The organism is Rhizobium deserti (assembly GCF_004358025.1).
GTDB classification, from domain to species: domain Bacteria; phylum Pseudomonadota; class Alphaproteobacteria; order Rhizobiales; family Rhizobiaceae; genus Neorhizobium; species Neorhizobium deserti.
The window spans coordinates 161,013-182,931 of sequence record NZ_SMTL01000005.1 but is presented as its reverse complement, the minus strand read 5'-3'; the positions used below and the strand labels follow the sequence as shown (position 1 = coordinate 182,931).

At 58.9% G+C, this 21,919-nt stretch carries 21 protein-coding genes and 1 pseudogene; 10 read left to right on the top strand and 12 right to left on the bottom strand.

What is annotated here, in order from left to right; translation table 11 throughout:
• The first annotated feature begins 2 nt into the window (after positions 1-2).
• From E2F50_RS18285 to E2F50_RS23565, 3 genes are read left to right on the top strand one after another with little or no spacing between them, the layout of a single operon-like run.
• Positions 3-887: a polysaccharide deacetylase family protein gene (locus E2F50_RS18285; RefSeq protein ID WP_133317604.1), complete on the top strand. Its 885-nt coding sequence runs from the start codon at positions 3-5 to the stop codon at positions 885-887.
• On the top strand, positions 880-1,386 hold the full coding sequence (locus tag E2F50_RS18280) for an SDR family NAD(P)-dependent oxidoreductase (RefSeq protein ID WP_281029212.1): 507 nt from the start codon (positions 880-882) through the stop codon (positions 1,384-1,386). Before E2F50_RS18285 ends, E2F50_RS18280 begins: the two co-directional genes overlap by 8 nt.
• Positions 1,383-1,634: an SDR family NAD(P)-dependent oxidoreductase gene (locus tag E2F50_RS23565; RefSeq protein ID WP_281029211.1), complete on the top strand. Its 252-nt coding sequence runs from the start codon at positions 1,383-1,385 to the stop codon at positions 1,632-1,634. Before E2F50_RS18280 ends, E2F50_RS23565 begins: the two co-directional genes overlap by 4 nt.
• Before the next feature lie 46 nt (positions 1,635-1,680).
• Here the strand turns inward: E2F50_RS23565 and E2F50_RS18275 are convergent, their stop codons facing one another.
• Genes E2F50_RS18275 through cyoA form a run of 5 tightly spaced genes read right to left on the bottom strand, consistent with a single transcriptional unit; the run spans position 1,681 to position 6,712 of the window.
• The gene (locus E2F50_RS18275; protein ID WP_133317603.1) at positions 1,681-2,451 is read right to left on the bottom strand and encodes an SURF1 family protein; all 771 of its coding nucleotides are present in this window, start codon (positions 2,449-2,451) and stop codon (positions 1,681-1,683) included.
• Positions 2,452-2,458: 7 nt separating this feature from the next.
• Positions 2,459-2,860 carry a cytochrome o ubiquinol oxidase subunit IV gene (gene cyoD / locus E2F50_RS18270; RefSeq protein WP_133317602.1) on the bottom strand — a complete coding sequence of 134 codons (402 nt, stop codon included), beginning with the start codon at positions 2,858-2,860 and terminating at the stop codon, positions 2,459-2,461.
• A complete protein-coding gene (gene cyoC, locus E2F50_RS18265) occupies positions 2,857-3,477 on the bottom strand; it encodes a cytochrome o ubiquinol oxidase subunit III (protein WP_133317601.1) in 621 nt (206 codons plus the stop codon). The genes cyoD and cyoC overlap by 4 nt, the downstream gene beginning before the upstream one ends.
• A 5-nt stretch (positions 3,478-3,482) precedes the next feature.
• Positions 3,483-5,486 carry a cytochrome o ubiquinol oxidase subunit I gene (cyoB, locus tag E2F50_RS18260; RefSeq protein WP_133317600.1) on the bottom strand — a complete coding sequence of 668 codons (2,004 nt, stop codon included), beginning with the start codon at positions 5,484-5,486 and terminating at the stop codon, positions 3,483-3,485.
• A gap of 44 nt (positions 5,487-5,530) precedes the next feature.
• On the bottom strand, positions 5,531-6,712 hold the full coding sequence (cyoA, locus tag E2F50_RS18255; protein WP_133317599.1) for a ubiquinol oxidase subunit II: 1,182 nt from the start codon (positions 6,710-6,712) through the stop codon (positions 5,531-5,533).
• 304 nt (positions 6,713-7,016) lie between these two features.
• Between cyoA and E2F50_RS18250 the strand changes: the two genes are divergently transcribed.
• Positions 7,017-8,378: an MFS transporter gene (locus E2F50_RS18250; protein ID WP_133317598.1), complete on the top strand. Its 1,362-nt coding sequence runs from the start codon at positions 7,017-7,019 to the stop codon at positions 8,376-8,378.
• A 255-nt stretch (positions 8,379-8,633) separates the two neighbouring features.
• Here the strand turns inward: E2F50_RS18250 and E2F50_RS18245 are convergent, their stop codons facing one another.
• Genes E2F50_RS18245 through E2F50_RS18225 form a run of 5 tightly spaced genes read right to left on the bottom strand, consistent with a single transcriptional unit; the run spans position 8,634 to position 12,741 of the window.
• A complete protein-coding gene (locus tag E2F50_RS18245; protein ID WP_133317597.1) occupies positions 8,634-9,341 on the bottom strand; it encodes a fumarylacetoacetate hydrolase family protein in 708 nt (235 codons plus the stop codon).
• Entirely contained in the window at positions 9,341-10,093 is a 753-nt protein-coding gene (locus E2F50_RS18240; protein WP_133317596.1) for an ABC transporter permease, read from the bottom strand. Before E2F50_RS18240 ends, E2F50_RS18245 begins: the two co-directional genes overlap by 1 nt.
• Positions 10,094-10,099: 6 nt before the next feature.
• The gene (locus E2F50_RS18235) at positions 10,100-10,906 is read right to left on the bottom strand and encodes an ABC transporter ATP-binding protein (protein ID WP_133317595.1); all 807 of its coding nucleotides are present in this window, start codon (positions 10,904-10,906) and stop codon (positions 10,100-10,102) included.
• Between the two features lies 1 nt (position 10,907).
• Positions 10,908-11,750: an ABC transporter permease gene (locus E2F50_RS18230; RefSeq protein WP_133317594.1), complete on the bottom strand. Its 843-nt coding sequence runs from the start codon at positions 11,748-11,750 to the stop codon at positions 10,908-10,910.
• Position 11,751: 1 nt separating this feature from the next.
• Positions 11,752-12,741, bottom strand: a complete 990-nt coding sequence (locus tag E2F50_RS18225) for an ABC transporter substrate-binding protein (RefSeq protein ID WP_133317593.1) — start codon at positions 12,739-12,741, stop codon at positions 11,752-11,754.
• 257 nt (positions 12,742-12,998) lie between these two features.
• On the opposite strand from E2F50_RS18225, the gene E2F50_RS18220 reads away from it, so the two are divergent.
• The 4 genes and pseudogenes from E2F50_RS18220 to E2F50_RS18205 all read left to right on the top strand — a co-directional run bounded on the left by E2F50_RS18220 (position 12,999) and on the right by E2F50_RS18205 (position 16,775).
• A complete protein-coding gene (locus E2F50_RS18220) occupies positions 12,999-13,673 on the top strand; it encodes a FadR/GntR family transcriptional regulator (RefSeq protein ID WP_133317592.1) in 675 nt (224 codons plus the stop codon).
• A 45-nt stretch (positions 13,674-13,718) separates the two neighbouring features.
• Positions 13,719-14,932 (top strand): annotated as a pseudogene (locus tag E2F50_RS18215) (NADP-dependent isocitrate dehydrogenase).
• Positions 14,933-15,107: 175 nt separating this feature from the next.
• Positions 15,108-16,097, top strand: coding sequence for a Bug family tripartite tricarboxylate transporter substrate binding protein (locus E2F50_RS18210; RefSeq protein WP_133317591.1), 990 nt, complete (start codon positions 15,108-15,110; stop codon positions 16,095-16,097).
• Between the two features lie 408 nt (positions 16,098-16,505).
• Positions 16,506-16,775, top strand: a complete 270-nt coding sequence (locus tag E2F50_RS18205; RefSeq protein WP_245515462.1) for a hypothetical protein — start codon at positions 16,506-16,508, stop codon at positions 16,773-16,775.
• Between the two features lie 276 nt (positions 16,776-17,051).
• On the opposite strand, the gene E2F50_RS18200 is transcribed toward E2F50_RS18205, so the two are convergent.
• Entirely contained in the window at positions 17,052-18,371 is a 1,320-nt protein-coding gene (locus tag E2F50_RS18200) for an LLM class flavin-dependent oxidoreductase (RefSeq protein ID WP_133317590.1), read from the bottom strand.
• 122 nt (positions 18,372-18,493) lie between these two features.
• Positions 18,494-19,726, bottom strand: a complete 1,233-nt coding sequence (locus tag E2F50_RS18195; RefSeq protein ID WP_133317589.1) for a M24 family metallopeptidase — start codon at positions 19,724-19,726, stop codon at positions 18,494-18,496.
• 296 nt (positions 19,727-20,022) lie between these two features.
• Here E2F50_RS18195 and E2F50_RS18190 point away from each other — a divergent pair, with 296 nt between their 5' ends.
• Together E2F50_RS18190 and E2F50_RS18185 are read left to right on the top strand one after the other, a co-directional pair.
• The gene (locus tag E2F50_RS18190) at positions 20,023-20,748 is read left to right on the top strand and encodes a FadR/GntR family transcriptional regulator (RefSeq protein ID WP_133317588.1); all 726 of its coding nucleotides are present in this window, start codon (positions 20,023-20,025) and stop codon (positions 20,746-20,748) included.
• On the top strand, positions 20,745-21,911 hold the full coding sequence (locus E2F50_RS18185; protein WP_133317587.1) for a PLP-dependent transferase: 1,167 nt from the start codon (positions 20,745-20,747) through the stop codon (positions 21,909-21,911). Before E2F50_RS18190 ends, E2F50_RS18185 begins: the two co-directional genes overlap by 4 nt.
• The last annotated feature ends 8 nt before the right edge of the window (positions 21,912-21,919 follow it).

The window sequence follows — 21,919 nt, the reverse complement described above, 5'->3', positions numbered from 1 at the left end:
ACATGGAACCCTGGGAATGGGATGAAGCCACCTGGCGTGGCAAGGTCGACAAGGTCCGCGCCGGCCGTTCGTTGAAGCCGAAGGCCTGGAAGGATGGCGCGCGTTGCGCCGTGGCATTGTCCTTCGACAGCGACCACGAGACCAACGAGCTGCGCGACGGCGGCTTATCCATCGGCCGCCTGTCATGGGGCCAGTACGGCAACCGCATGGGCGTGCCGCGCATCCTCGAAACGCTCAAGGCAGCGGAGGTGCCTGCCACTTTCTTCGTGCCGGCCGTCGCCGCCTTGCTCCACCCGGACGAGCAGAAACGCGTGATCGCCGAAGGTCATGAGATCGGCCTGCATGGCTGGATCCATGAAGTGAACACGCAGGTGCCGCCGGACAAGGAGCGCGAACTGCATCTTCGCGCCGCCGATACGCTGGAAAAGATCACCGGCGTGCGCGCCGTCGGCATGCGCACGCCGTCCTGGGATTTTTCTCCTGTGACGCTGGAGATCGAGCGCGAACTTGGGCTGCTTTACGACAGTTCGCTGATGGCCGACGATGATCCCTACGAACTCGTCGAAGACGGCGAGCCGACGGGCGTGGTCGAGCTGCCTGTCGAATGGATCCGCGACGATGCGGTCTATTTCAACATGAACCGCTTCACTGCACACCGCCCCTACACGCCGCCGCCGGCCGTGCTCGACATCTTTAAACGTGAGTTCGATCGGGCCTACAAGGAGGGCGGCCTGTTTCTCTTGACCATGCATCCACATGTCACCGGCTATCGGTCACGTATCTTCATCCTTGAAGAGCTGATCCAGCACATCAAGCAGCATGAGGGCGTCTGGTTCGGCACCCATGCCGACATTGCCCGCTTCGCTAAGGAGAACGCCGATGTCTGATGTGGCCCGCAAAGTGGCGGTCGTCACCGGCGGCGGACGGGGCATCGGCCGCGCCTGTGCGCTTGATCTGGCAAGACAGGATTTCGATATCGTGCTCGTCGACCTGATCGAGGACGATCTTGCCCGCACGGCTGGTGAACTCCGCGACTTGGGGCGGGCGACGCTGACCTTTGTCGCCGATGTGCGCGACCATGGAAGGGCAGCAGAGATCGTTGCGGACGTTGATGCGCAGTGGGGCCGGATCGACGTGCTGTTCAACAATGCCGGCAGGCCGATGCCAAAGGGGATCGAGGAGATTTCCGAGGACGAATTCGACGCGACGATCGCCATCAATCTCAAGGGCGCCTTCAACTATATCCAGCCGGTTGTGCCGGTGATGCGCCGCAATGGCGGCGGGCGGATCATCAACATGTCGTCGATGAACGCCCATACCGGCGGCGTTACCAGCGCGGTCAGCAAGTTTCCTACACCGCCGCCAAGGCAGGTATCCTGGGCATGACGCGGGCGCTGGCCAAGGAGCTGGCCCCGGAGATCGTCGTCAATGCGGTCTGCCCGGGGGTCATCAAGACAGAGCTGTCGAACGCCATGATCAATGCCCGCGAGGCGCAGCTGGCCGCCGGCATCTCGATGAAACGGGTGGGCACGCCGCAGGATGTGGCCAGCGTCGTCACTTTTCTCGCAACCTGCGAACCTAACTTCATCACTGGTCAGGATATTCAAATCGACGGCATGCAATGGGTGCGGTGAGCGGTGCCGCGCCGTTGCCTTTTCACCACGGCTTCAAGACCGCGATCTAGCCGCGGTAACGGCCGACGAATACAGTCGCACCCAGTGCCATCGCCGCCAGTGAGAACCAGGTGATGGCGTAGACCAGGTGGCTGTTGTGAAATTTCACCACGGTGAGGCCACCGACCGGCAGCCCGCCCGGATTGGCGGCGGCATCCGCATCGATGAAGAAGGGTGCGTAATCCGACACGCCTTTAGCGGCCGCGATGGCTGCAACGTCGCGCGAATACCACCTGTCGGCGCCGGGATCGTTGGATCGAAGAAAGCCGCCGCCGGGTTCGGAGATGCGTAGCAGGCCGGTGACGTTTACGGTCCCGACGAGCTCGCCGGCTTTGCGGCTTCCTGTATCTTTGTTTCCGGACGGGACAAAGCCGCGGTTGATCAGGATGGACTGACCCTCTTGCAGGCGCAGCGGCGTCATCACCCAAAAGCCTGGCCCTCTCTCCGTCACCGCCTGAACCAGCGCCTCGCGGCTGTGATCGAAAACGCCGGCGACGTGAACATGCTGATACTCGAAGCGCTCAGCATCGACCATGGGCCATTCGCTACGGGGCGGAGGCGGGACCGGTGCAGCCGTAACCCGCGCTTCGACGCGGGCGATCAGGTCGAGTTTCCAGAACAGGCGCTGCACCTGCCATATGCCGAGCAGGGTGAACACGATGACCGAGAACAGGAGAAAGCCGCGAAGCAGTAATGAAGCTCTGCGGCCCCGCCCCGATGGTTGCTGTGCCGCTGCAGCGTCCTCAGAGCTTGGACTTAGATGGAGATCCGGTCGCATGACCGGCTCAGGGCATGTTTTTCATCATCTCCGGCGACATGGGCATCATGTTTGCATTGAGGTGATGCATGACCCAGAGAGAGCCGGCCAAGGCAATGAAGACGATGACGAGGGTGAAGATGAGCGCCATCATCGTCCAGCCGCCTTCGCTGCGCGTGTTCATGTGAAGGAAATAGATCATATGAACAACAATCTGGATGGCGCCAAACACCATGATCAGCGCTGCGGTCAAGATCTTGCTGTCGAACACTTCCCCCATGACCAGCCAGAAGGGAATGGCGGTCAAGATAATCGACAGGATAAAGCCCGTCATATAGCTCTTGAACGTGCCGTGACCGGCCTCATGCCCATTGCTATGGCCATGATGGGTGTTGCGTGCGTCCTCGTGGGCGGGGGCTTCGGCCGTCATCCGACAACTCCAATCAGGTAAACGAAGGAAAATACGCCGATCCAGACGACGTCGAGGAAGTGCCAAAACATAGACAGGCACATCAGACGGCGCCTGTTAGCCTCGATCAGGCCCTTCATGGATACCTGAACCATCAAGGTGATCAGCCAGATAATGCCGAAGGTTACATGCAGCCCGTGAGTTCCGACCAAGGTAAAGAAGGCTGAAAGGAAGGCGCTACGTGAAGGGCCGGCCCCATCGTGGATAAGGTGGATGAACTCGTACAGTTCAAGGCCGATGAAGATCGCACCGAAGATCCCGGTCACCCCCAGCCAGAACAGCGTTTCCGCCTTGGCGTTTCGCTCCATCTGCAGCATTGCAAAGCCGTAGGTGATCGACGACAGCAGCAGCATGGCCGTGTTGATGGCCACTAGCGGCAGGTCGAACAAATCCGCTGGCGATGGACCGGCTGCATAATTGCGGCCGACCACGGCATAGGTGGCGAAGAGGATTGCAAAGATCAGGCAATCGCTCATCAGGTAGAGCCAGAACCCCAGATTTGTGCTGCTCTCGGGGTGATGATCTTCCTCGAGATAGAATCGCGGCTTTTCCAATGGATCGACGTTGGTTTTGCTCATGGTTTTCACACCTGCCTTGCGAGCAGTTCAGTGCGCCTTGTTTCTTCTGCGGAAACGTCTTCCGCAGAGATGTAGAAGTCGCGGTTGTAATTAAAGGTATGAATGATCGCCACCGCCAGGATCGCGACGAAGGAGACGGCCACCAGCCACCAGATATACCAGATGAGACCGAAGGCGAGCGCCACGCTCAAGGTCGACAGAATTGCACCCGCGCCGGTATTCTTCGGCATGTGGATAGGCTTGAAGCCTTGCAGAGGCCGGCCATAGCCGCGGTTCTTCATGTCGTACCAGCTGTCGTGATCATGTACGACCGGGGTAAACGCAAAGTTGTAGTCCGGCGGCGGTGAGGACGTCGACCACTCGAGCGTGCGGCCATTCCATGGATCACCCGTCACATCACGAAGCTCTTCACGCTTCCTGAAGCTGACGACCAGCTGGATGATGAAGCTGGCAATGCCACAAGCGATCAAGGCTACGCCGACAGCTGCCGTTACGAACCAGATCTGCAGCGACGGGTCTTCGATGTGTGAAAGGCGGCGGGTGACGCCCATCAGGCCGAGCACATACAGCGGCATGAAGGCGATGTAAAAGCCGATCAGCCAGAACCAGAAGGACATCTTGCCCCAGAACGGGTCGAGCTTGAAGCCGAAGGCCTTGGGGAACCAGTAGTTGACTCCCGCCAGGAGGCCGAACAGCACGCCGCCAATGATGACATTGTGGAAATGCGCGATGAGGAAGAGCGAGTTGTGGAGCACGAAGTCGGCCGGCGGAACCGCCAGCATGACGCCGGTCATGCCGCCGATCACGAAGGTCACCATGAAGCCTACGGTCCAAAGCATCGGCACTTCGTAACGGATACGGCCACGATACATGGTGAACAGCCAGTTGAATATCTTCGCGCCCGTGGGAATCGAGATGATCATGGTCGTGATACCGAAGAATGCGTTGACCGAAGCACCAGATCCCATGGTGAAGAAGTGATGCAGCCACACCAGATAGGACAGGATCATGATGACGCAGGTCGCGTAAACCATGGATGCATAGCCGAACAGGCGCTTGCCGCAGAAGGTCGCCACGACTTCCGAGAAAATGCCGAAAGCCGGCAGAACCAGAATGTAGACTTCCGGATGGCCCCAGATCCAGATGAGGTTGATATACATCATCGGATTGCCGCCAAGATCGTTGGTGAAGAAGTTCGTCCCCACATAGCGATCGAGCGACAGAAGAGCCAGCGTTGCGGTGAGGATCGGGAAGGTGGCAACGATGAGCACGTTGGTGCAAAGCGATGTCCAGGTGAAGATCGGCATCTTCATGAAAGTCATGCCCGGCGCCCTCATCTTGACGATGGTGGCAATCAGATTGATGCCCGACAAGGTCGTCCCCACACCCGCGACCTGCAGTCCCCATAGATAATAGTCGACCCCGACGCCTGGACTATAGGCAGCGCCCGAGAGCGGCGGATAGGCCAGCCAGCCGGTACGGGCGAATTCTCCGATGAACAGCGACAGCATGATGATGATCGCGCCGGCCGTGGTCATCCAGAAGGAGAAGTTGTTGAGGAAGGGGAAGGAGACGTCGCGTGCACCGATCTGCAACGGCACGACGAAGTTCATGAAGCCGGTGACGAACGGCATGGCCACGAAGAAGATCATGATCACGCCATGCGCTGTGAAGATCTGGTCGTAGTGATGCGGCGGAAGGAATCCTTCATTCTCGCCAAACGCTAATGCCTGCTGGGCGCGCATCAGGACCGCATCGGAAAAGCCGCGCAGCAGCATGATTATGGCAAGTATAATATACATGATGCCGATCTTCTTGTGATCGACACTGGTGATCCAGTCGCGCCAGAGCGGACCCCAGAATTTGAAATAGGTGATAACGCCGAGCAACGCGAGGCCGCCGAGCATGACGCCGATAAAGGTCACGATCAGGATCGGCTCGTGATAGGGAATGGCCTCTAGGGTCAACCGGCCGAAGATGAACTTCAGGAGGTCAGGATTGGAAAACATGGGGTAACCCGTTCATCGATGTCTTGCGACGCAAAGCGCCAGGTTCAGTTGTTGTTGTTCAATTGGGTCGGCGCCGGATTTCCGTCGCCATTGTCGGGAGCCTGATGCCCCTGATGCTGCATGTCCATGCCCGGCATGTTGTGCATGTCGTGCTGCATGGGCTGCTGGCCGTTGTCATTGACGGTGCTGTTCGGCTCCTGCGGGCTGCGCGATGGCTCGCCGGACGCCGGATGGGTAGGCGAATTGGTGTTTTCGCCCCGCTCGACACGACGATTGTCGTATTCGAGCTTTTCGCGGTTTTCCGCACTCTCCTTGCCCGCACCGCCCATCATGTCGATATGCATCATTTCGCTCATGCACATCTTGCCGTTTTCGGCACAAAGATTGAGGATTGACGAATAAAGATCTTTGTCCGCGCTCGCATAGTAGCGGATGGGCTCCTTCTCGCTCGGCTTCTCAAGCCGCAGATAAGCGTCCCGATTCAAAGCAGTACCCTGGGTTTTCACACGCGCAATCCACTCATCAAAACGCTGCTGGTTGAGGCCATGGAACTTGAAGCGCATATGGGAAAAACCCGGGCCGCTGTAGTTGGCTGAAAAGCCGTCGAACTCGCCTTCCTTGTTGATGACCGCGTGTAATTTCGTTTCCATGCCCGGCATCGCATAAACCTGGCCAGCCAAGGCCGGAATATAGAAAGAGTTCATGACAGAAGACGCGGTGATCTTGAAATTGATCGGCACGTCAACCGGGGCGGCGAGTTCGTTTACCGTGGCGATGCCAAGTTCCGGATAGAAAAATAGCCATTTCCAATCCAGCGCTACCACTTCCACCGTCAAAGGCCGCGCGTCGGCCGGAATGGGCCGGGCTGCGTCGATGCGGTCGAGTGGCCTATAGGGGTCGAGCTTGTGGGTGCTGATCCAGGTAACGGCGCCGAGAGCGATGATGATCGCCAGCGGTGCCGCCCAGATGATCACTTCCAGCCGTGTTGAATGGTGCCATTCCGGATCATAGGCCGCATTTACATTGGTGCGCCGATAATGCCAGGCAAAATAAAGCGTGAGGAAAAGGACTGGTACGATGATCAGCAGCATCAGCACGACAGAGATCACGATCAGATCGCGCTGCTGGGCTGCGATATCGCCCGACGGAGACATGACAACCATGTTGCAGCCGGCAAGCAAGGGTAGGAACAAGGCTAGGGAAATTTGGAAAAAACGCTTCAACATGGGTGTCATCTGCTCGAAACCTGCGATTTGTTTAACTCGCCTAAAGGAGCGGCACCCCATTCTCCATGAGGTGTTTCGTCGCACTGCAGCATCCGCTACCGCGTTGCGGCAGGTCCGTCCAGACGGACACGGGTTGAAAGCGCGGCAGGCCGTAATCTAGAGAGGTATTAAGTTATGGACAGAGGCTGCAGCCGCAAAGTGCATTTCCGTACGGTTTCGATATTATTTTAGCCGCAAATCTTGATTGACAGCGGGCCCGGCCAACATTCTGATGGTCAATGCGACACGCAGAAGGAAGCAGAGCATGATCCAGGCGGCAAATCCCTCGCAGGAAGGGAATCTTTCCTCGTCAGCATTGGAACGGGACGCCCGACAGATCCACGACGACAAGCCGGTGTCGGCGGGAAGCATCGCCATCGGCGTGATCATCGGCAGGATGGGTGAGTTCTTCGACTTCTTCGTCTACGGCCTTGCCTCGGTTCTTGTTTTCCCCCGCCTGGTATTCTCCTTTGCGCCTGACCCAGTCACGGCAACCCTCTATTCCTTTGCGGTTTTCTCGCTGGCATTTCTTGCACGTCCGGTCGGATCCCTGATCTTCATGTGGATCGACAGCCAGTACGGGCGCGGCACAAAACTGACAATTGCGCTTTTCCTGCTTGGCGGATCGACGGCTTCCATTGCCTTCCTGCCAGGCTATGAGCAGATCGGCTGGTGGTCCCCGGCCCTGCTCGCACTGTTTCGTTTGGGACAAGGCTGCGCACTTGGCGGTGCCTGGGACGGCCTCGCCTCGCTTCTGGCTCTCAATGCGCCCCCGAATCGCCGTGGCTTCTATGCAATGATCCCGCAGCTCGGCGCGCCATTCGGATTTGCGCTGGCGAGCCTGCTGTTTGGCTATTTCGTCGTCAACCTTTCGGATGCGGATTTCCTTAGCTGGGGATGGCGCTATCCCTTCTTTGTAGCCTTCGCCATCAATGTCGTGGCGCTTTTTGCCCGTCTGAGAATCGTTGCGTCGCGCGAATTCGGTTCGGCGCTGGAAAGAAACGAACTGGCTCCGCGCCCGGTAACGGAAGTCCTGCGGGTTCATGGAACCGACGTCCTGCTGGGCGCTTTCGTGCCGCTTGCAAGCTTTGCCATGTTCCACCTGGTCACGATCTTCCCGTTGAGCTGGGTCACGCTTTTCGGTGGCCAGTCTGCAGGCAGCTTCCTGTTCGTGCAAGTCATCGGCGCCTTAGTCGGGCTGATCACGGTCATTGTTTCCGGCCTGCTGGCCGACCGGATTGGTCGCCGCCGTCAGTTGCTGATCGGCGCCATCATCATCGCGATCTTTAGCTTCTCCGCGCCCTTCCTCCTGGAAGCCGGCGGAAAAGGTCAAGACGCCTTCATCATCATCGGCTTCGGCATTTTGGGGCTCTCCTTTGGCCAGGCTTCGGGCGCCGTTTCCTCGCGCTTTACCCAGACCTACCGCTATACCGGCGCGGCCCTGACTTCCGACCTGTCATGGCTGATCGGCGCCGGTTTCGCACCACTCGTCGCGCTCGGGCTTGCCAGCCAACTCGGGATTATCTTCATCGGCGGCTATCTCATCTCCGGCGCGATCTGCACCATCCTGGCCCTGTTGCTCACACGGGTCATGGATAGCACAACCGAACCGGGGGGCCGCTCATAGCGCTCCTGCTGGAAGTATGCCGTTGGATAGGTACAAAGATCCGACGCTGTTGCTCGTGCAAAGGCGACCTTTCCGTATCCCTATGCTCCGTTGACCGGGCGCGGAGACCAGGAGGCAGGCTTGGATCGTGATGGATGTCAGCGTTAACAGGCCAATATGACTTTACACCAATGCAAAGCCGCGGATGACGGGCCAAACGGCCAAGCATGGTATGATGCCGGTGTGTTTCCACACCGACATCGTGCTTTCGCCTGATCAACCAACCTTGAAGGTGATATCATCGACGCCGTCGAGATGACCGACGATGACATCGCCCGTGACGACCGCACCGACGCCTGCCGGAGTTCCCGCAAAGATCAGATCGCCAGCTTTGAGTTCGAACAGCCGCGACAGGTAGGAAATCATTTCCGGCACCTTCCAGATCATCTGGTTGAGATCGCCTGTCTGCCGCACCTCCCCATTGACCTTGACCCAGATCGCGCCTTCAGTGGGATGCCCGACCTTGGCAACCGGATGTAACGCACTGCATGGGGCGGAAGCCTCAAACGCCTTGGCCGTTTCCCAAGGGCGGCCTGCCTTCTTTGCCTCAGCCTGCAGATCGCGCCTGGTCATGTCGAGGCCGAGGCCGTAACCGAAGACGCAATCAAGGGCCTGTTCGACAGGGATATTCTTGCCGCCCTTCTTCAGTGCGACGACCATTTCAATCTCGTGATGAACGTCCTTGGTTTCGCTTGGATAAGGGAAATTCTCACCCGGCAAGACCAGCGTGTCGGGGTTTTTCTGGAAAAAGAACGGCGGCTCCTTGTTTGGATCATGCCCCATCTCGATCGCGTGATCGGCGAAGTTGCGGCCGACGCAATAAATTCTGTGGACGGGAAACAGCGCATCGCTTCCGGCAACCGGCAAGGTCGGCACTGCATGCGGGTTGAAGACGTAGTTCTTGAGGTTGGGCATATCGTTCATTATCTCGCTCCTGCGTAATACTCGATGCGTTTTTCAAACAATTCCACCGCCGCGGAGAGCAACATCGCCGCCGCGAAGAGAATGAGGGTAAGAGCCCAGAACCGCTCCATATCAAAGCTGCGGGAATAGAGCTCGAAGAGTTCCCCGTAGCCGATGATGGAGACCAGGATCTGGCCGATGACGACGCCCTTTACCCCGCGGATGAGGCCGATGCGGATACCTGCGAGGATTTCGGGAAGGGCGGAGAAGAGAACGATCTTGCTAAAGATCGTCCAGCGCGAGGCGCCGTAGCAGCGCCCCATTTCGATCAACGATGGCGGCACCTGCATGACCCCGGCGCGTGCATCGAGAACGATGATCCATACCGCAAAAAGAAAGACTGTCACGAAGACGGTGGTTTCCCCAAGTCCGAACAGGATCATCAGGATCGGCACCAGCGCCGACAAGGGCGCGCTGACGAACATGTTCACCCAGAGGCCGAAGATATTGTCGATGATCCTCACGCGACCCATGAGCACGCCGAGCGGTACGCCGACAACGATGGCAAGCGCCATGCCGAAGACGAAGGAGCGCAGAGTGATCAGCGTCGCATTCTGCCAGGATCCGGTCTGCACCAGATCCATGCCAGCGGAGATCACCGATGTCATCGGCGGGATGAGAAAGATCAGGTCGAGCCTGCCGACGACTTCCCACAGCACTGCCCACATGACCAGCGACATCATCATCGGGATACGGATACCAAATAGCGTCATCTTGGCCTACTCCGCATACTGGCGCAAACCCTGCCAGATTTCCTCAACGGTATTGAGGTAACCGGCATCGCGACGGATATCATCGGGCGAGGCTGTGCGATCGATCATCGGGTCGATGACCTGCGAAATACGGCCGGGCCGCGGCGACAGAAGTACGATGCGATCCGACACATAGACCGCCTCCTCTATGGAATGGGTGACGAAGATGAAGGTCTTCTTCTCCAGATCGACCAGCCGCAGAAGATCCTCCTGAAATTTTCGGCGGTTCTGTTCGTCTACCGCGGAAAACGGTTCGTCAAGCAGAAGCACGTCGGCATTGACGGCAAATGCCCGGGCAATGCCGACGCGCTGGCGCATGCCGCCGGACAGTTCATGGGGATATTTCTCCTCGAAGCCGGCCAGGCCGACCTGTTCGATATAGCGCCGGGCGACGCGATTGCGCTCGATTGCCGGCACGCCCCTGAGTTCAAGACCGAAGCCGACATTGCGCATCACCGTTGCCCAGGGCATCAGCGCAAAGTCCTGGAAGACGAAGGCACGCTCCGGCCCCGGCCCCGTGACGACCTTGTCATTGACGCAGATTTCGCCGGACGACGCCGGAACGAGACCGGCTATGATCTTGAGCAGGGTCGTCTTGCCGCAACCGGAGGGTCCAAGAAGCGTCGTCAGCTTGCCGCGTTGAAACTCGAGGTTTATGCCCCTCAGCGCTTCGACGTCGCCATAGTTCTTGCCGATGTCGCGCACCTGGACGATGGCGTCTTCGCATGTCACGGCCAGTTGGCCCTGCGTGCGGGAAAGAGCAGCATTGGCCATCTTACTTCCTCCTTTTTTCGGGACGCAGGACATTGGTTTCGAAATATTGCAGGCCCGCCAGCGTCAGTGTCGAAACTGCGATGATCGAGGCGACCGACGCATACATATGCCCATAATTGGCCACTGAGCGATGGTAGGTGATGAGATCGCCGATGCCGGTCGGGGTGATCAGCAGTTCGGCTAGCATGACGCCGATGAAGCCGGCGGCAATGCCGAGCCGCAGGCCGGCAAACAGGACCGGCGAAGCGTCCGGGATGATAATCTTGAAGATCTGCTGCTTGCGCGTTCCTTGGAAGGAGCGGCACATGTCCACCAGCGACGGATTAACGTGACGCACCGCCTTGTAGGAATTGAGCACGATCACCGGTAGTGCCAGCATCACCACAGCGAGGGTCTTGGCTGTCAGTCCTATGCCGTAGATGAAGGTGACGAGCGGCACGAGTGCCGCCATCGGCGCCGCCTGCAGCACGATGAAGACGGGTGCCAGCAGCCACTCGATTTTGTTCGAAAGTCCCATGGCGATACCGAGCCCAATACCTACAACCGCCGAGATCAGGACACCTAGCACCAGCGGCTGCAGCGTCAGAAAATAAGCATAGATCATGGTGCCGTCGGCGACCATCTCGACGAACGCAAGAACCGTCTCGCTGAATTTCGGGAAAGCGAAGCTGATCGGCACCAGACCGGCGATTTCCCAGGCGGCAAACAGAACCGCCAGGGAAAGGATGATCCAGAAGGAGCGCCGGTTCTCGGCAAAGCTTTGGAGCGCTTGACCGGGCGTTGGCGGAGCCTTCAGAGCTCCCGCCGCGTCGTTCAGCTTGGTGTGGGATACGATCGCCTGCATCCTACTTCGTGCCCGCCCTGGCGAGGACGGCATTAAGAGCGTCCAGGCTCCAGAAATCCGCGACCTTCAGATCTTCCGGCTTGCCAGTCAACGCACCGGAAATCGTATAAAAGGCGAAATCGTCACGTGCGGCATTCTCGCCGCCCCCGTTGAGCGGCATGCCCGGGGCAGCCTCCGTGAAATACGGCTCGATTTCGGCGATCATATCCGGCGTCGCGTCCGGCAGCAGCTTGTACTTCTCCCTGAGTGCCGCAACCGATTTGGGATTGGCGGCAACTTCACGCCAGGTCGTCAGGATCGCTTCGACCAGCGTCTCGACATCCTTGGAGTTGCTCTTGAGGTAAGTGGTATTGGCAAACAGCGCTTCGTCCGTAGCCGCGACTTCGCCCAGCGGCAGGAAGGTGAACTTGCCTGGCGCTTTGCTTTCCAGCACGCGCTTGCCGGAAGAATCGACAATTGTCGCCTTGACGTTCCCTTGTAGCAGCGCCCCGGTACGCACTTCTGCTCCGGGAACATAGGCGATGTTGGAATATTTGATGCCGTTCTTGTCGGCCATCAGCTTCATGATCGCTTCTGTGCCCGAGCCTCGTGAATGAACGGCAATCTCTTGGCCATCGAGATCCTTCCACCCCTTGTAGAACTGGGTATTGACCACCGGATAGAACTGCAGCTTCGAGAGCTGCATGAAGATCCGGATCGGCGCCTTGACCTTCTGCAGCAGCGCATAGGGGCCGCCGATACCGATATCGGCTTGTCCGCTGACAACCGCCTGTGCGGCAATATCCTCACTCTTGAGGAAAGTCACCTTGATATCGACACCCTTTTCCTTGGCCCGTTCGAGCGCGATCAGAAGGTGAAGCGATTCCACTGTGGCGATATCGCCAAAGGCGATCCGCATCGGTTCGGCCTGAGCCGCGACCGGCAATGCGACTGCGATGCAAAATGCCGCCGCCGAAACGGACGCACGTATTCTCCCTGCAATGTTCTGCATGTCACTTCCTCCCTTGAGCCCAGGCCCTCCTCAGAACCCAAACTGAAACCAATCATGGATTAAACTTCGAATTGGTCAACAAGATTCTGATCAACGTCATGCCTAATACGCTCCCAGTCACCCGTCTCACTGGTTCCAGATTTTGTAAACAACTGATTCCGCGAGACATTTTATAATTAGAGACCTAGAGAAATGAAGAGATTGACATCAAGGCCTACCCCGGCTAAACCCAACCCAATATGCAATTGGTTTTTACAATGGACGAAAATATTGATCTGCCCGCTTTGGAAAAATTGCGGGGCTTCCTGGCCTCAGCGCAGTTGCCAGACGATGGGCGCCTTCCGCCGGAGCGCGAATTGGCGCAATCGCTAGACATTGGCCGTGCCGTGCTACGTAAGGCGCTCGCCACCCTGCAGGCGGAAGGCGTCGTCTGGCGCCATGTCGGCAAGGGTACGTTCACCGGCGAACGTCCGATCGACACGGTAGCCGACATCAACGCCATGGTGCAGAGGACCAATCCCTTTGAAGTCATGGGTGCACGCATTGCCTTCGAGCCGGAAGTCGCCCGTTGCGCCGCACTCAATGCTACCGGCGCCCAAGTGGCCGAGATCCGCAATTGCATGCTGAAAGCGCAGCAAGCGCCGACTTGGCGCCAGTACGAACAGTGGGACAACAAGCTGCACCGTACCATCGGCGAAGCGTCGCAAAACTCGCTGCTCCTCGGGCTCTTGGATACCCTGAACGCGGTGCGCCGCGCCGTCACCTGGGGACGCCTGCGGGATACGCCGGTTCGGCCACCGGCAGACCATCACAGTTTTGCCGAGCATATCGAGATCGTTCAAGCCATCGGCGACCGTGACGCCGCCGGCGCTTACGAGGCTATGCGAAGACATTTGCGCAGTGTTGAAAGCCATATGCGCAATCGCGGTTGATCATCATGAAGTGGCGGGAGGCTACTTCTACAGGGAGGGAATTGCATGCAAAAGATCAAGGTCGCCAATCCGGTCGTGGAACTCGATGGCGACGAGATGACGCGGATCATCTGGGCTTTCATCAAGGAAAAGCTCATCCATCCCTATCTCGACGTCGATCTCGAATACTATGATTTGGGGGTGGAGCATCGCGATGCCACCGGCGACCAGGTGACAATCGACGCAGCACATGCGATTCGCAAACATGGCGTCGGCGTCAAATGCGCGACGATCACGCCGGATGAGGACCGCGTCCGGGAATTCGGGTTGAAGAGCATGTGGCGCTCTCCCAACGGCACGATCCGCAATATCTCGGCGGCGTCATCTTCCGCGAACCGATCATCTGCCAGAACGTCCCACGCCTCGTACCCGGCTGGACAAAGCCGATCATCGTCGGACGGCACGCCTTTGGCGACCAGTATCGGGCTACAGATTTCACCTTTCCCGGCAAGGGCAAGCTGACGATCAAATTCGTTGGTGAGGATGGCAAGGTGATCGAACGCGACGTCTTTGATGCGCCGGGAGCCGGCGTAGCGCTGGCAATGTACAATCTCGATGACTCGGTACGGGACTTCGCCCGCGCTTCTTTCGCCTATGCGCTTAGCCGCGGCGTGCCCTGCTATCTTTCCACCAAGAACACCATTCTCAAGATCTATGACGGCCGCTTCAAGGACATTTTTCAGGAGATATATGAGGCCGAATTCGAGGCTCGATACAAGGAAAAGAAGATCTGGTACGAGCACCGCCTGATCGACGACATGGTGGCTTCGGCTCTGAAGTGGTCGGGCGGCTATGTCTGGGCCTGCAAGAACTATGACGGCGACGTCCAGTCCCACATCGTCGCCCAAGGCTTCGGCTCGCTTGGCCTGATGACGTCTGTGCTGATGACGCCAGATGGCAGAACGGTGGAATCGGAGGCAGCTCACGGCACGGTCACCCGCCATTTCCGCCAGCACCAGAAGGGCGAGGATACGTCAACCAACTCTATCGCCTCGATCTTCGCCTGGACACGTGGGCTTTCCCATCGCGCCAAGCTGGACGATAATAGTGATTTGGCCCGGTTCGCCTCGACGCTCGAAACCGTCTGCGTCGCGACCGTCGAAGAAGGCTTCATGACCAAGGACCTGGCATTGCTCATCGGCCCCGATCAGCCTTGGCTCTCGACCACCGGCTTCCTCAACAAGATTGACGAAAACCTGCGTAAAGCCATGGCAGGTTAAGCGGGACGAGCCAGCGTGATCGCCAGCGTTCTTGCACTGCGCTGATCCCGGGCTGAGTCGAGCCTATCTTGGTCGGCTCCTAGCAAATGGGCGAATGCATTTGACCCTTCGGATCTTCGGGCTATCTTCGACATCTGCTCGAGCGTCCAGTTCGAGCAAAGTGGAGGAGGTTTCTATGATTTTCAAGAAAATGAACCGGCGCGCTGCGCTTTTGCTGGCAGCATCGACGGCTGCCTTGATGTCGGTTGGCGCTCCAGCTGTGGCACAATCTTTCCCCAATCGCACGCTCACTCTTGTCGTACCATTTGCGGCCGGAGGTTCGACGGATGTCGTCGCGCGAGTCATCGCGCAGAAAATGGGTGAAACACTCAAGCAGCAAGTGGTTGTCGAGAACGTCGCGGGCGCGGGCGGCAATCTTGGCGCTGCCAAGGTGGCACGCGCCGAACCGGACGGCTATACGATACTGATGGGGACAGTCGCCACGCACGCCCTCAACCCTTTGATCCTCAAGACCAAGCCCTACGATCCGGAGAAGGACTTTGCTCCGATCTCGCTCCTGGTCGTCGTGCCGAATGTGCTCGTCGTGAACCCGGAATTGCCGGTCAAGAATGTCGCCGAGCTGGTAGCGCTTCTGAAGAAGGAGCCTGATAAATACTCTTACGCCTCCTCCGGCAACGGCACGCCTCTTCATCTTTCCGGTGAGCTTTTCAACAGTATGGCGGGCGTGAAGATGCAGCACGTGCCTTATAAGGGCGCTGGCCCGGCGCTTAATGACCTGATCGGCAATCAGATCTCGATCATGTTCGACAACCTTCCCTCATCGTCGGGTCACATCAAGGCAGGCACATTACGTGCGCTGGGAGTGACGACTGCAGCACGAGCACAATCTTTCCCCGACGTACCAACAATTGCAGAAGCCATTCCAGGCTATGAAACATACACCTGGAACGCACTTTTTGCTCCGGCCAAGACACCTGCCGATGTGGTCAGCAAGCTGAACGATGCGGCGACCAAGGCTCTTAAGGACCCGGCAGTCATCGCCCGAATGGGTGAGTTCAGTGCCACGATCGTTGGCTCTACGCCTGAAGAACTCGCAAAGCACGTCACTGCAGAGCTTGCCAAATGGGAACCGGTCGTGAAGGACGCGAATGTCCAGATGGATTAAGTCTCGGTTATAGACGCTGCACAGAATGCGCGCAGCAGGTCCCTACGGGTGTTTATCAAGAGCCCCTTCCACGTTCTGAACAACAGCGCCGGTTTGAAAGCCGGCGCCGTTGTTCAGGCGGATCTTGTCGCATAGCCGGTCCAGAATTTATACCATTGCGCCACCGGCTGAGCAAAATGCGCGTCTTCAGGCCTTATTCGCTGCGCGAGTATTCCTTCTCATTGTTAGCGAACGAGCCGCTCTCGAGCAGAACCCCGACAAGTCAAGCACGTCGATCTGTCGAACGAGCTGCGGTTTAGTAAGCCTCCCTTGTATTCGGTGCGCTCCAAAGGGAAGCGGCCAAATGAGAGGCTCCCGTTGGCAAGATGAACAGGAGATGATCGGCCGATTCAATGCTGGTTCAGCGGCATGATCTATCGTCCTTTGATGTTTATGAACCAGCGACAAAGCGCTTTACCAGCCGTAGACTGGGCCATTGCGCCAGCTCACGCGAAATGGTGGGCGATCGAAGAAAGCGGAGAGGCGTTCTGGTATTGCGCCCCTCAGATTGCGAAGCTGACAGGCTTCTGGTTTTGCGACCAGCTTCCGGCCCCAAATTTCGGGTTTGACGGCGATTGGCAAATCAGCCTCGTCGAGCGGCCGACGTCGAATAGGTGCGCAATAACTATCAACGACTGAGAAGTCAGGCCGCTGGTCTTTTCGTCAAAGCGGTTCCTGCAATGTGCGCCTCTCAGGCGCCAAGCGTGGCGCTTGAACTAACCGGCGCAAAAGACGCCGGAGAGGTATCGGCTGCCTTCCCCTAAGGGCAGCGAGCGTCATCAGCGAGGCCACGGAGCCCGACTCGGGTCGCAGACTATTTGTCAACGACCTCCTCACGAAGCGGTGCGTCGTCATGCATTTGGTCGTGAGCGAAGAGATCAAAAACAATCAGAGCCATGTCGACCAAGCGCCTATTTATGAGAAGAAGCGATTGGCCGGTCTTGGGAGGCCGAGGTGTTCACGCAAAGTGCTGCCCTCGTAGTCGCGGCGAAACAATCCACGGCGCTGAAGTTCCGGCACGAGCTGCTGTGTTACGTCGTCCAGGCCCTGCGGCAGATAGGGGAATACCACCGTAAATCCGTCCGCAGCCTCCTCATCCAGCCATGCCTGCATCTCGTCGGCGATCGTCTGTGGCGTTCCGACGAAAGCGAGCCCGGAATAACCGCCGTAACGCTGGGCGAGCTGCCGCACGGTCAGTTTTTCGTCTGCCGCCAGTTTCAGCACCTGGGCGCGGCCGGACTTGCTGGCGTTGGTTTCCGGAATTTCCGGCAGCGGGCCATCCGGATCGAAACCGGAGGCGTCGTGGCCGAGCGAGATCGACAGCGAAGCGATGGCGCTGTCGTAATGCACCAGACTGTCGAGCTTGGAGCGCTTTGCCTTCGCGTCCTCGACGGTCTCGCCGACCACGACAAAGGCCGCGGGCAAGATCTTCAGATGAGCGCGGTCACGCCCGACGGCCGCCATGCGTCCCTTGATGTCGGCATAGAGCGCCTTGCCGCCGGCAAGGTCGCGCGGCGAACAGAAGACCAATTCGGCAGTCTCTGCGGCCAGCTGACGTCCCGGCTCCGACTGGCCGGCCTGCACGATCACCGGCCAGCCCTGTACCGGCCGGGCGATGTTGAGAGGTCCGCGGACGCTCAGTTCATCGCCCTTGTGGGCCAGGACATGCATCTTTGCTGGATCTAGGAAGATGCCGCTCTCCTGGTCGCGGATGAAGGCGTCGTCCGCAAAGCTGTCCCACAGCCCGGTCACCACGTCGTAGAATTCGCGCGCCCGCTTGTATCGCTCGCCATGTTCCGCATGCTCGTCCTGCCCGAAATTGCGGGCTGCATCCGGATTGGACGTGGTGACGATGTTCCAGGCCGCGCGTCCGTTGCTGATATGGTCGAGCGAGGCGAAACGCCGGGCAATATGATAGGGCTCGTCGTAGGTGGTCGAGGCCGTCGCCGCCAGGCCGATGCGCTCGGTTACCGCCGCCAGCGCCGAGAGCAGGGTGAAAGGCTCAAAGGAAGTCACCGTATGGCTGCGCTTCAGGGCCTCGACCGGCATGTTCAGCACCGCCAGATGATCGGCCATGAAGAAGGCATCGAAGTTGGCCGCTTCCAGCTTCTGCGCGAAGGACTTGATATGAGCGAAGTTGAAATTGGCGTCGGCAAAGGCACCGGGGTAACGCCAGGCGCCGGTGTGCAGGCTGACGGGACGCATGAAGGCGGTAAGGTGCAGGAACTTGGCCATGGATCGCTCGATAGGCTAGGAGGGATGTTCCCTTTCACATAGGTGTTCCGCCGCGCCGCACCAGAGAACATTGTTCCAAGCTCAAGCCGCACAGAGAAAATCTCTGCCTCTGACATGCTTTCCTATTCCATGGAAAGATCGCGCAACGTGCGAGGCAGCGTCGTCATGCATTCAGGCCCTGTCCCGGTGATCAGGAACTGGTCCTCGATCATCAGTGCACCGAGCCCTTGGCCATAGAACGGCGCCTCAAGTGCGACGACCATGTCTGCCTGAATGATCTCCGGATTGTCCGTGGAGAAGAACGGCCATTCCTCGATGCCGACACCCCCGCCGACCGAATGGCCGAAATGCCCACGGTAATAATTGGCAAAACCGTCCTTGCGCATCGATCCGAGCATGGCTGCATGGACGGCGCCGAACGTGTTGCCGGGACGAAGCTGTTCCAGCCCAACCGCGAATGCATTCTCCAGCGCCTTGAAAATTTCCGATGCCAGGGCCGACGCGGGGCCGTGGGTAAAAGTCCGGGCACCGTCGGAAGAATAGCCATCTACCAGCGCCCCCACATCCGCCTTGATCAGCGCGCCGTGCGTCACCATCGCCGACATATCCGAGAGATCGGTGCCGACCGAAACGAAATCCCAATGGCCGCTCAAGGCAAACCCGCTCTCTGCCGCAAAGGCTTGCGCGCCATCCTTACAGGCAGCGGAAAGCGCCGCCAGAGGCACACCTGGTTTCACCGTCGTCGCCATGCGCATAAGCCCTGCTTCAGCCGCCCTCGCCGCGCGGCGCAGGAGCTCGATCTCGCGGGGAGACTTGATCATCCGAAGGAGGCGCAGCACCGGCGATCCATCGCTCCAAGTCACACCCGGCAGGGCCTGTTTCAGCGCCTCGAAATCGGCGGCCGGAATGAATTCGAGATCGGCGCCGATGCTTGCCCGGTCGAGCCCGCGCTCCTTCAGGAGATCGCCGAGCAGGCCGAAGCAGACGGCACGGTCGAAGGTTTCTGGCCGCGGGCCGCCGACGCCGGTGACCTGGTAGGCCCCATTAATTTGGTTCAAGGTTTCAACGCCGCTCATGTCGAGCATGTCGATCCAGATGCGATGGGTACGTAGGTCGACTTGCGGCGCTGCCTTTCGGATTATGCCAGCAGCATGATCGCTCACAACCGCCGCCAGGCCTGCGGAAGCATCCGCTGGAACCAAAGCGATGGCGGAACCGGCCCTGCCCCACATGGTGGCCACGCCAGCCGGTGCGCCCATTGCGTAGCGAAAGGCTTCCGGCTGGAAAATAACCAGTGCATCGAGCCCCGCATCCTGCATCAACTTCTCGGCTCGCGGTCGATCAATATCGCTCATAACGTACCTCCAGATCCGTTGCCGCCCAATGTCTTGGTAGGCATTCAACCAATCTCCGCCGGTCAAAATTAGATGCGCGGCTGGGCACCTTACGAGTGACTTGGGATGCGGCTAGGCTGCCGCAACGTTTAAGCAGACAAAACATCATTCACCAAGGCAGGTTCGGTTCCGATAGAGGCCACGGCAGCATCTCACGCATACCAGGTACTTCCGAAACCACAGTCGATAGTGAGCACCACTGGATGCTGGAATAGCGGGTAGTTGACAACAAAAATATTCTCGACTTAATTGGCAAGATGTCAGACCAATTTAATGCCTCAGCCGGGATCCTGTCTCTGCTCCCACCGGCGGATCGAACTGCTCAGGTGAGCGAGGCGCTTGCTGCCTTCATCGAAGCGGCGCGCTTGAAGACGGGTGACCGGCTGCCGCCCGAGCGGCACTTGATGTCGGCGCTCGGCGTCGGACGCTCGACCATTCGCGAAGCAATTCGCCGTTACCAGGCGCTTGGTGTGATCGACAGCCGCAAGGGTAGCGGCAATTACCTGCTGAAACCAATTTCCAAACGCACTGTCCATATGCCGCTGTCGCTCGACACTGAAAATCTGCGCGACGTGCTTCTGCAGACGCTGCAGGTACGACGCGGGCTGGAATGCGAGGCGGGCATGGTCGCCGCCCGCATGCGCAAGGCCGACGATCTTTTGGAGATCGAGGCTAAACTCGAGGTGATGGAAAAGGCGCATCACACCCGCGGGGCCTCCGGGCCGGAAGATCTAGCCTTCCACCTGGCCATCTATGATGCAACTCATAACCCCTTGTTCCGTCAGATCCTCGAACAGATGCGCGAGACCTTTGAGCAGTTCTGGAGCAGTCCGTTCGAGCGCGTCGACTTCGCGCGTCGGTCCTTCCCGTTCCACCGCACACTTTTCGATGCGATCGCCGCTGGCGATCCGGAATCGGCGCGCGTCGAAACACTGAAAATCCTCGAGATCGTCGAGGAAGACATCAAGGAAATGTCCCGATGACCGAAGGTGCCGCACCATTCGAGCTTGCCTCGATGATCGTTGCGCATGACGAGGGCAATGCCTATAGCGCCGTCGTGCCGCCGATCGCGCAGACCTCGCTGTTCACCTTCTCCGACTATGACGACATGGTTTCATCCTATCGCGGCGAAAAGGTGCGGCCGATCTATACGCGCGGCCTCAACCCGACGGTGCGCATGTTCGAGGAAATGCTGGCCAAGCTTGAGGGCGCCGAGGATGCGCTCGGTTTTGCCAGTGGCATGGCCGCCATCTCCGCCGCCGTGCTGAGCTTCGTCGCGCCGGGCGACCGAATCGTCGCGGTGCGTCATGTCTATCCCGATGCCTTCCGGCTGTTCGGCACCATCCTGAAGCGTATGAATATCGAGGTCACTTATGTGGACGGCCGCGACGAGGCGGCGGTCGACAAGGCGCTGCCGGGCGCAAAAATCTTCTACATGGAAAGCCCGACCAGCTGGGTGATGGAAGCTCATGACGTCTGCGCGTTGGCGGCAATTGCGAAGAAGCATGGCGTCGTCTCGATGATCGACAACAGCTGGGCAAGCCCGATTTTCCAGCAGCCGATCACGCTCGGCGTCGATCTCGTCATCCATTCGGCCTCCAAATATCTTGGCGGCCACAGCGACGTCGTGGCCGGAATCGTCGCCGGCTCGAAAGAGATGATCGCCCGCCTCAAGGCGGAGGCCTATCCCTATCTTGGCGCCAAGCTTTCTCCCTTCGACGCCTGGCTGCTGATCCGCGGCCTGCGCACCCTGCCGATCCGCATGAAGGCTCATGAAGCCTCGGCGCTTGCCATCGCTCAGCGCCTGCAGGACCTCGATATCGTCGAGCAGGTCTGCCATCCCGGATTGGCAAACCGTCTGCCGACAGGCCTCAACGGCACATCCGGCCTGTTTTCGCTGGTCTTCCGCGAAGGTGTCGATATCCGCGCCTTTTGCGACAATCTGAAGCTCTTCAGGCTTGGGGTGAGCTGGGGAGGCCATGAAAGCCTGGTCGTACCGGGCGAAGTCGTGCTGCAGCAGAAAGCGCAGCCAAATTCCGCGCAGGAATTCGGAATTCACGCGCGGTCCGTACGCCTCCATGTCGGCCTCGAGGGAACCGAGGCCCTGTGGAGCGATCTCGAGGAGGCGATCGCCGTCGCGTCCTGACACCACAG

Excerpts from the sequence above, each read along its gene's own strand:
- E2F50_RS18185 (WP_133317587.1), top strand. The coding sequence starts at position 20,745 with ATGACCGAAGGTGCCGCACCATTCGAGCTTGCCTCGATGATCGTTGCG.
- E2F50_RS18240 (WP_133317596.1), bottom strand. The coding sequence starts at position 10,093 with ATGACGCTATTTGGTATCCGTATCCCGATGATGATGTCGCTGGTCATG.
- E2F50_RS18275 (WP_133317603.1), bottom strand. The coding sequence starts at position 2,451 with ATGCGACCGGATCTCCATCTAAGTCCAAGCTCTGAGGACGCTGCAGCG.
- E2F50_RS18200 (WP_133317590.1), bottom strand. The coding sequence starts at position 18,371 with ATGGCCAAGTTCCTGCACCTTACCGCCTTCATGCGTCCCGTCAGCCTG.
- E2F50_RS18210 (WP_133317591.1), top strand. The coding sequence starts at position 15,108 with ATGATTTTCAAGAAAATGAACCGGCGCGCTGCGCTTTTGCTGGCAGCA.
- E2F50_RS18245 (WP_133317597.1), bottom strand. The coding sequence starts at position 9,341 with ATGAACGATATGCCCAACCTCAAGAACTACGTCTTCAACCCGCATGCA.
- cyoB (WP_133317600.1), bottom strand. The coding sequence starts at position 5,486 with ATGTTTTCCAATCCTGACCTCCTGAAGTTCATCTTCGGCCGGTTGACC.
- E2F50_RS18190 (WP_133317588.1), top strand. The coding sequence starts at position 20,023 with ATGTCAGACCAATTTAATGCCTCAGCCGGGATCCTGTCTCTGCTCCCA.
- E2F50_RS18285 (WP_133317604.1), top strand. The coding sequence starts at position 3 with ATGGAACCCTGGGAATGGGATGAAGCCACCTGGCGTGGCAAGGTCGAC.
- cyoD (WP_133317602.1), bottom strand. The coding sequence starts at position 2,860 with ATGACGGCCGAAGCCCCCGCCCACGAGGACGCACGCAACACCCATCAT.
- E2F50_RS18235 (WP_133317595.1), bottom strand. The coding sequence starts at position 10,906 with ATGGCCAATGCTGCTCTTTCCCGCACGCAGGGCCAACTGGCCGTGACA.
- cyoC (WP_133317601.1), bottom strand. The coding sequence starts at position 3,477 with ATGAGCAAAACCAACGTCGATCCATTGGAAAAGCCGCGATTCTATCTC.
- E2F50_RS18225 (WP_133317593.1), bottom strand. The coding sequence starts at position 12,741 with ATGCAGAACATTGCAGGGAGAATACGTGCGTCCGTTTCGGCGGCGGCA.
- E2F50_RS23565 (WP_281029211.1), top strand. The coding sequence starts at position 1,383 with ATGACGCGGGCGCTGGCCAAGGAGCTGGCCCCGGAGATCGTCGTCAAT.
- E2F50_RS18280 (WP_281029212.1), top strand. The coding sequence starts at position 880 with ATGTCTGATGTGGCCCGCAAAGTGGCGGTCGTCACCGGCGGCGGACGG.
- E2F50_RS18230 (WP_133317594.1), bottom strand. The coding sequence starts at position 11,750 with ATGCAGGCGATCGTATCCCACACCAAGCTGAACGACGCGGCGGGAGCT.
- E2F50_RS18195 (WP_133317589.1), bottom strand. The coding sequence starts at position 19,726 with ATGAGCGATATTGATCGACCGCGAGCCGAGAAGTTGATGCAGGATGCG.
- E2F50_RS18205 (WP_245515462.1), top strand. The coding sequence starts at position 16,506 with ATGATCTATCGTCCTTTGATGTTTATGAACCAGCGACAAAGCGCTTTA.
- E2F50_RS18250 (WP_133317598.1), top strand. The coding sequence starts at position 7,017 with ATGATCCAGGCGGCAAATCCCTCGCAGGAAGGGAATCTTTCCTCGTCA.
- cyoA (WP_133317599.1), bottom strand. The coding sequence starts at position 6,712 with ATGTTGAAGCGTTTTTTCCAAATTTCCCTAGCCTTGTTCCTACCCTTG.
- E2F50_RS18220 (WP_133317592.1), top strand. The coding sequence starts at position 12,999 with ATGGACGAAAATATTGATCTGCCCGCTTTGGAAAAATTGCGGGGCTTC.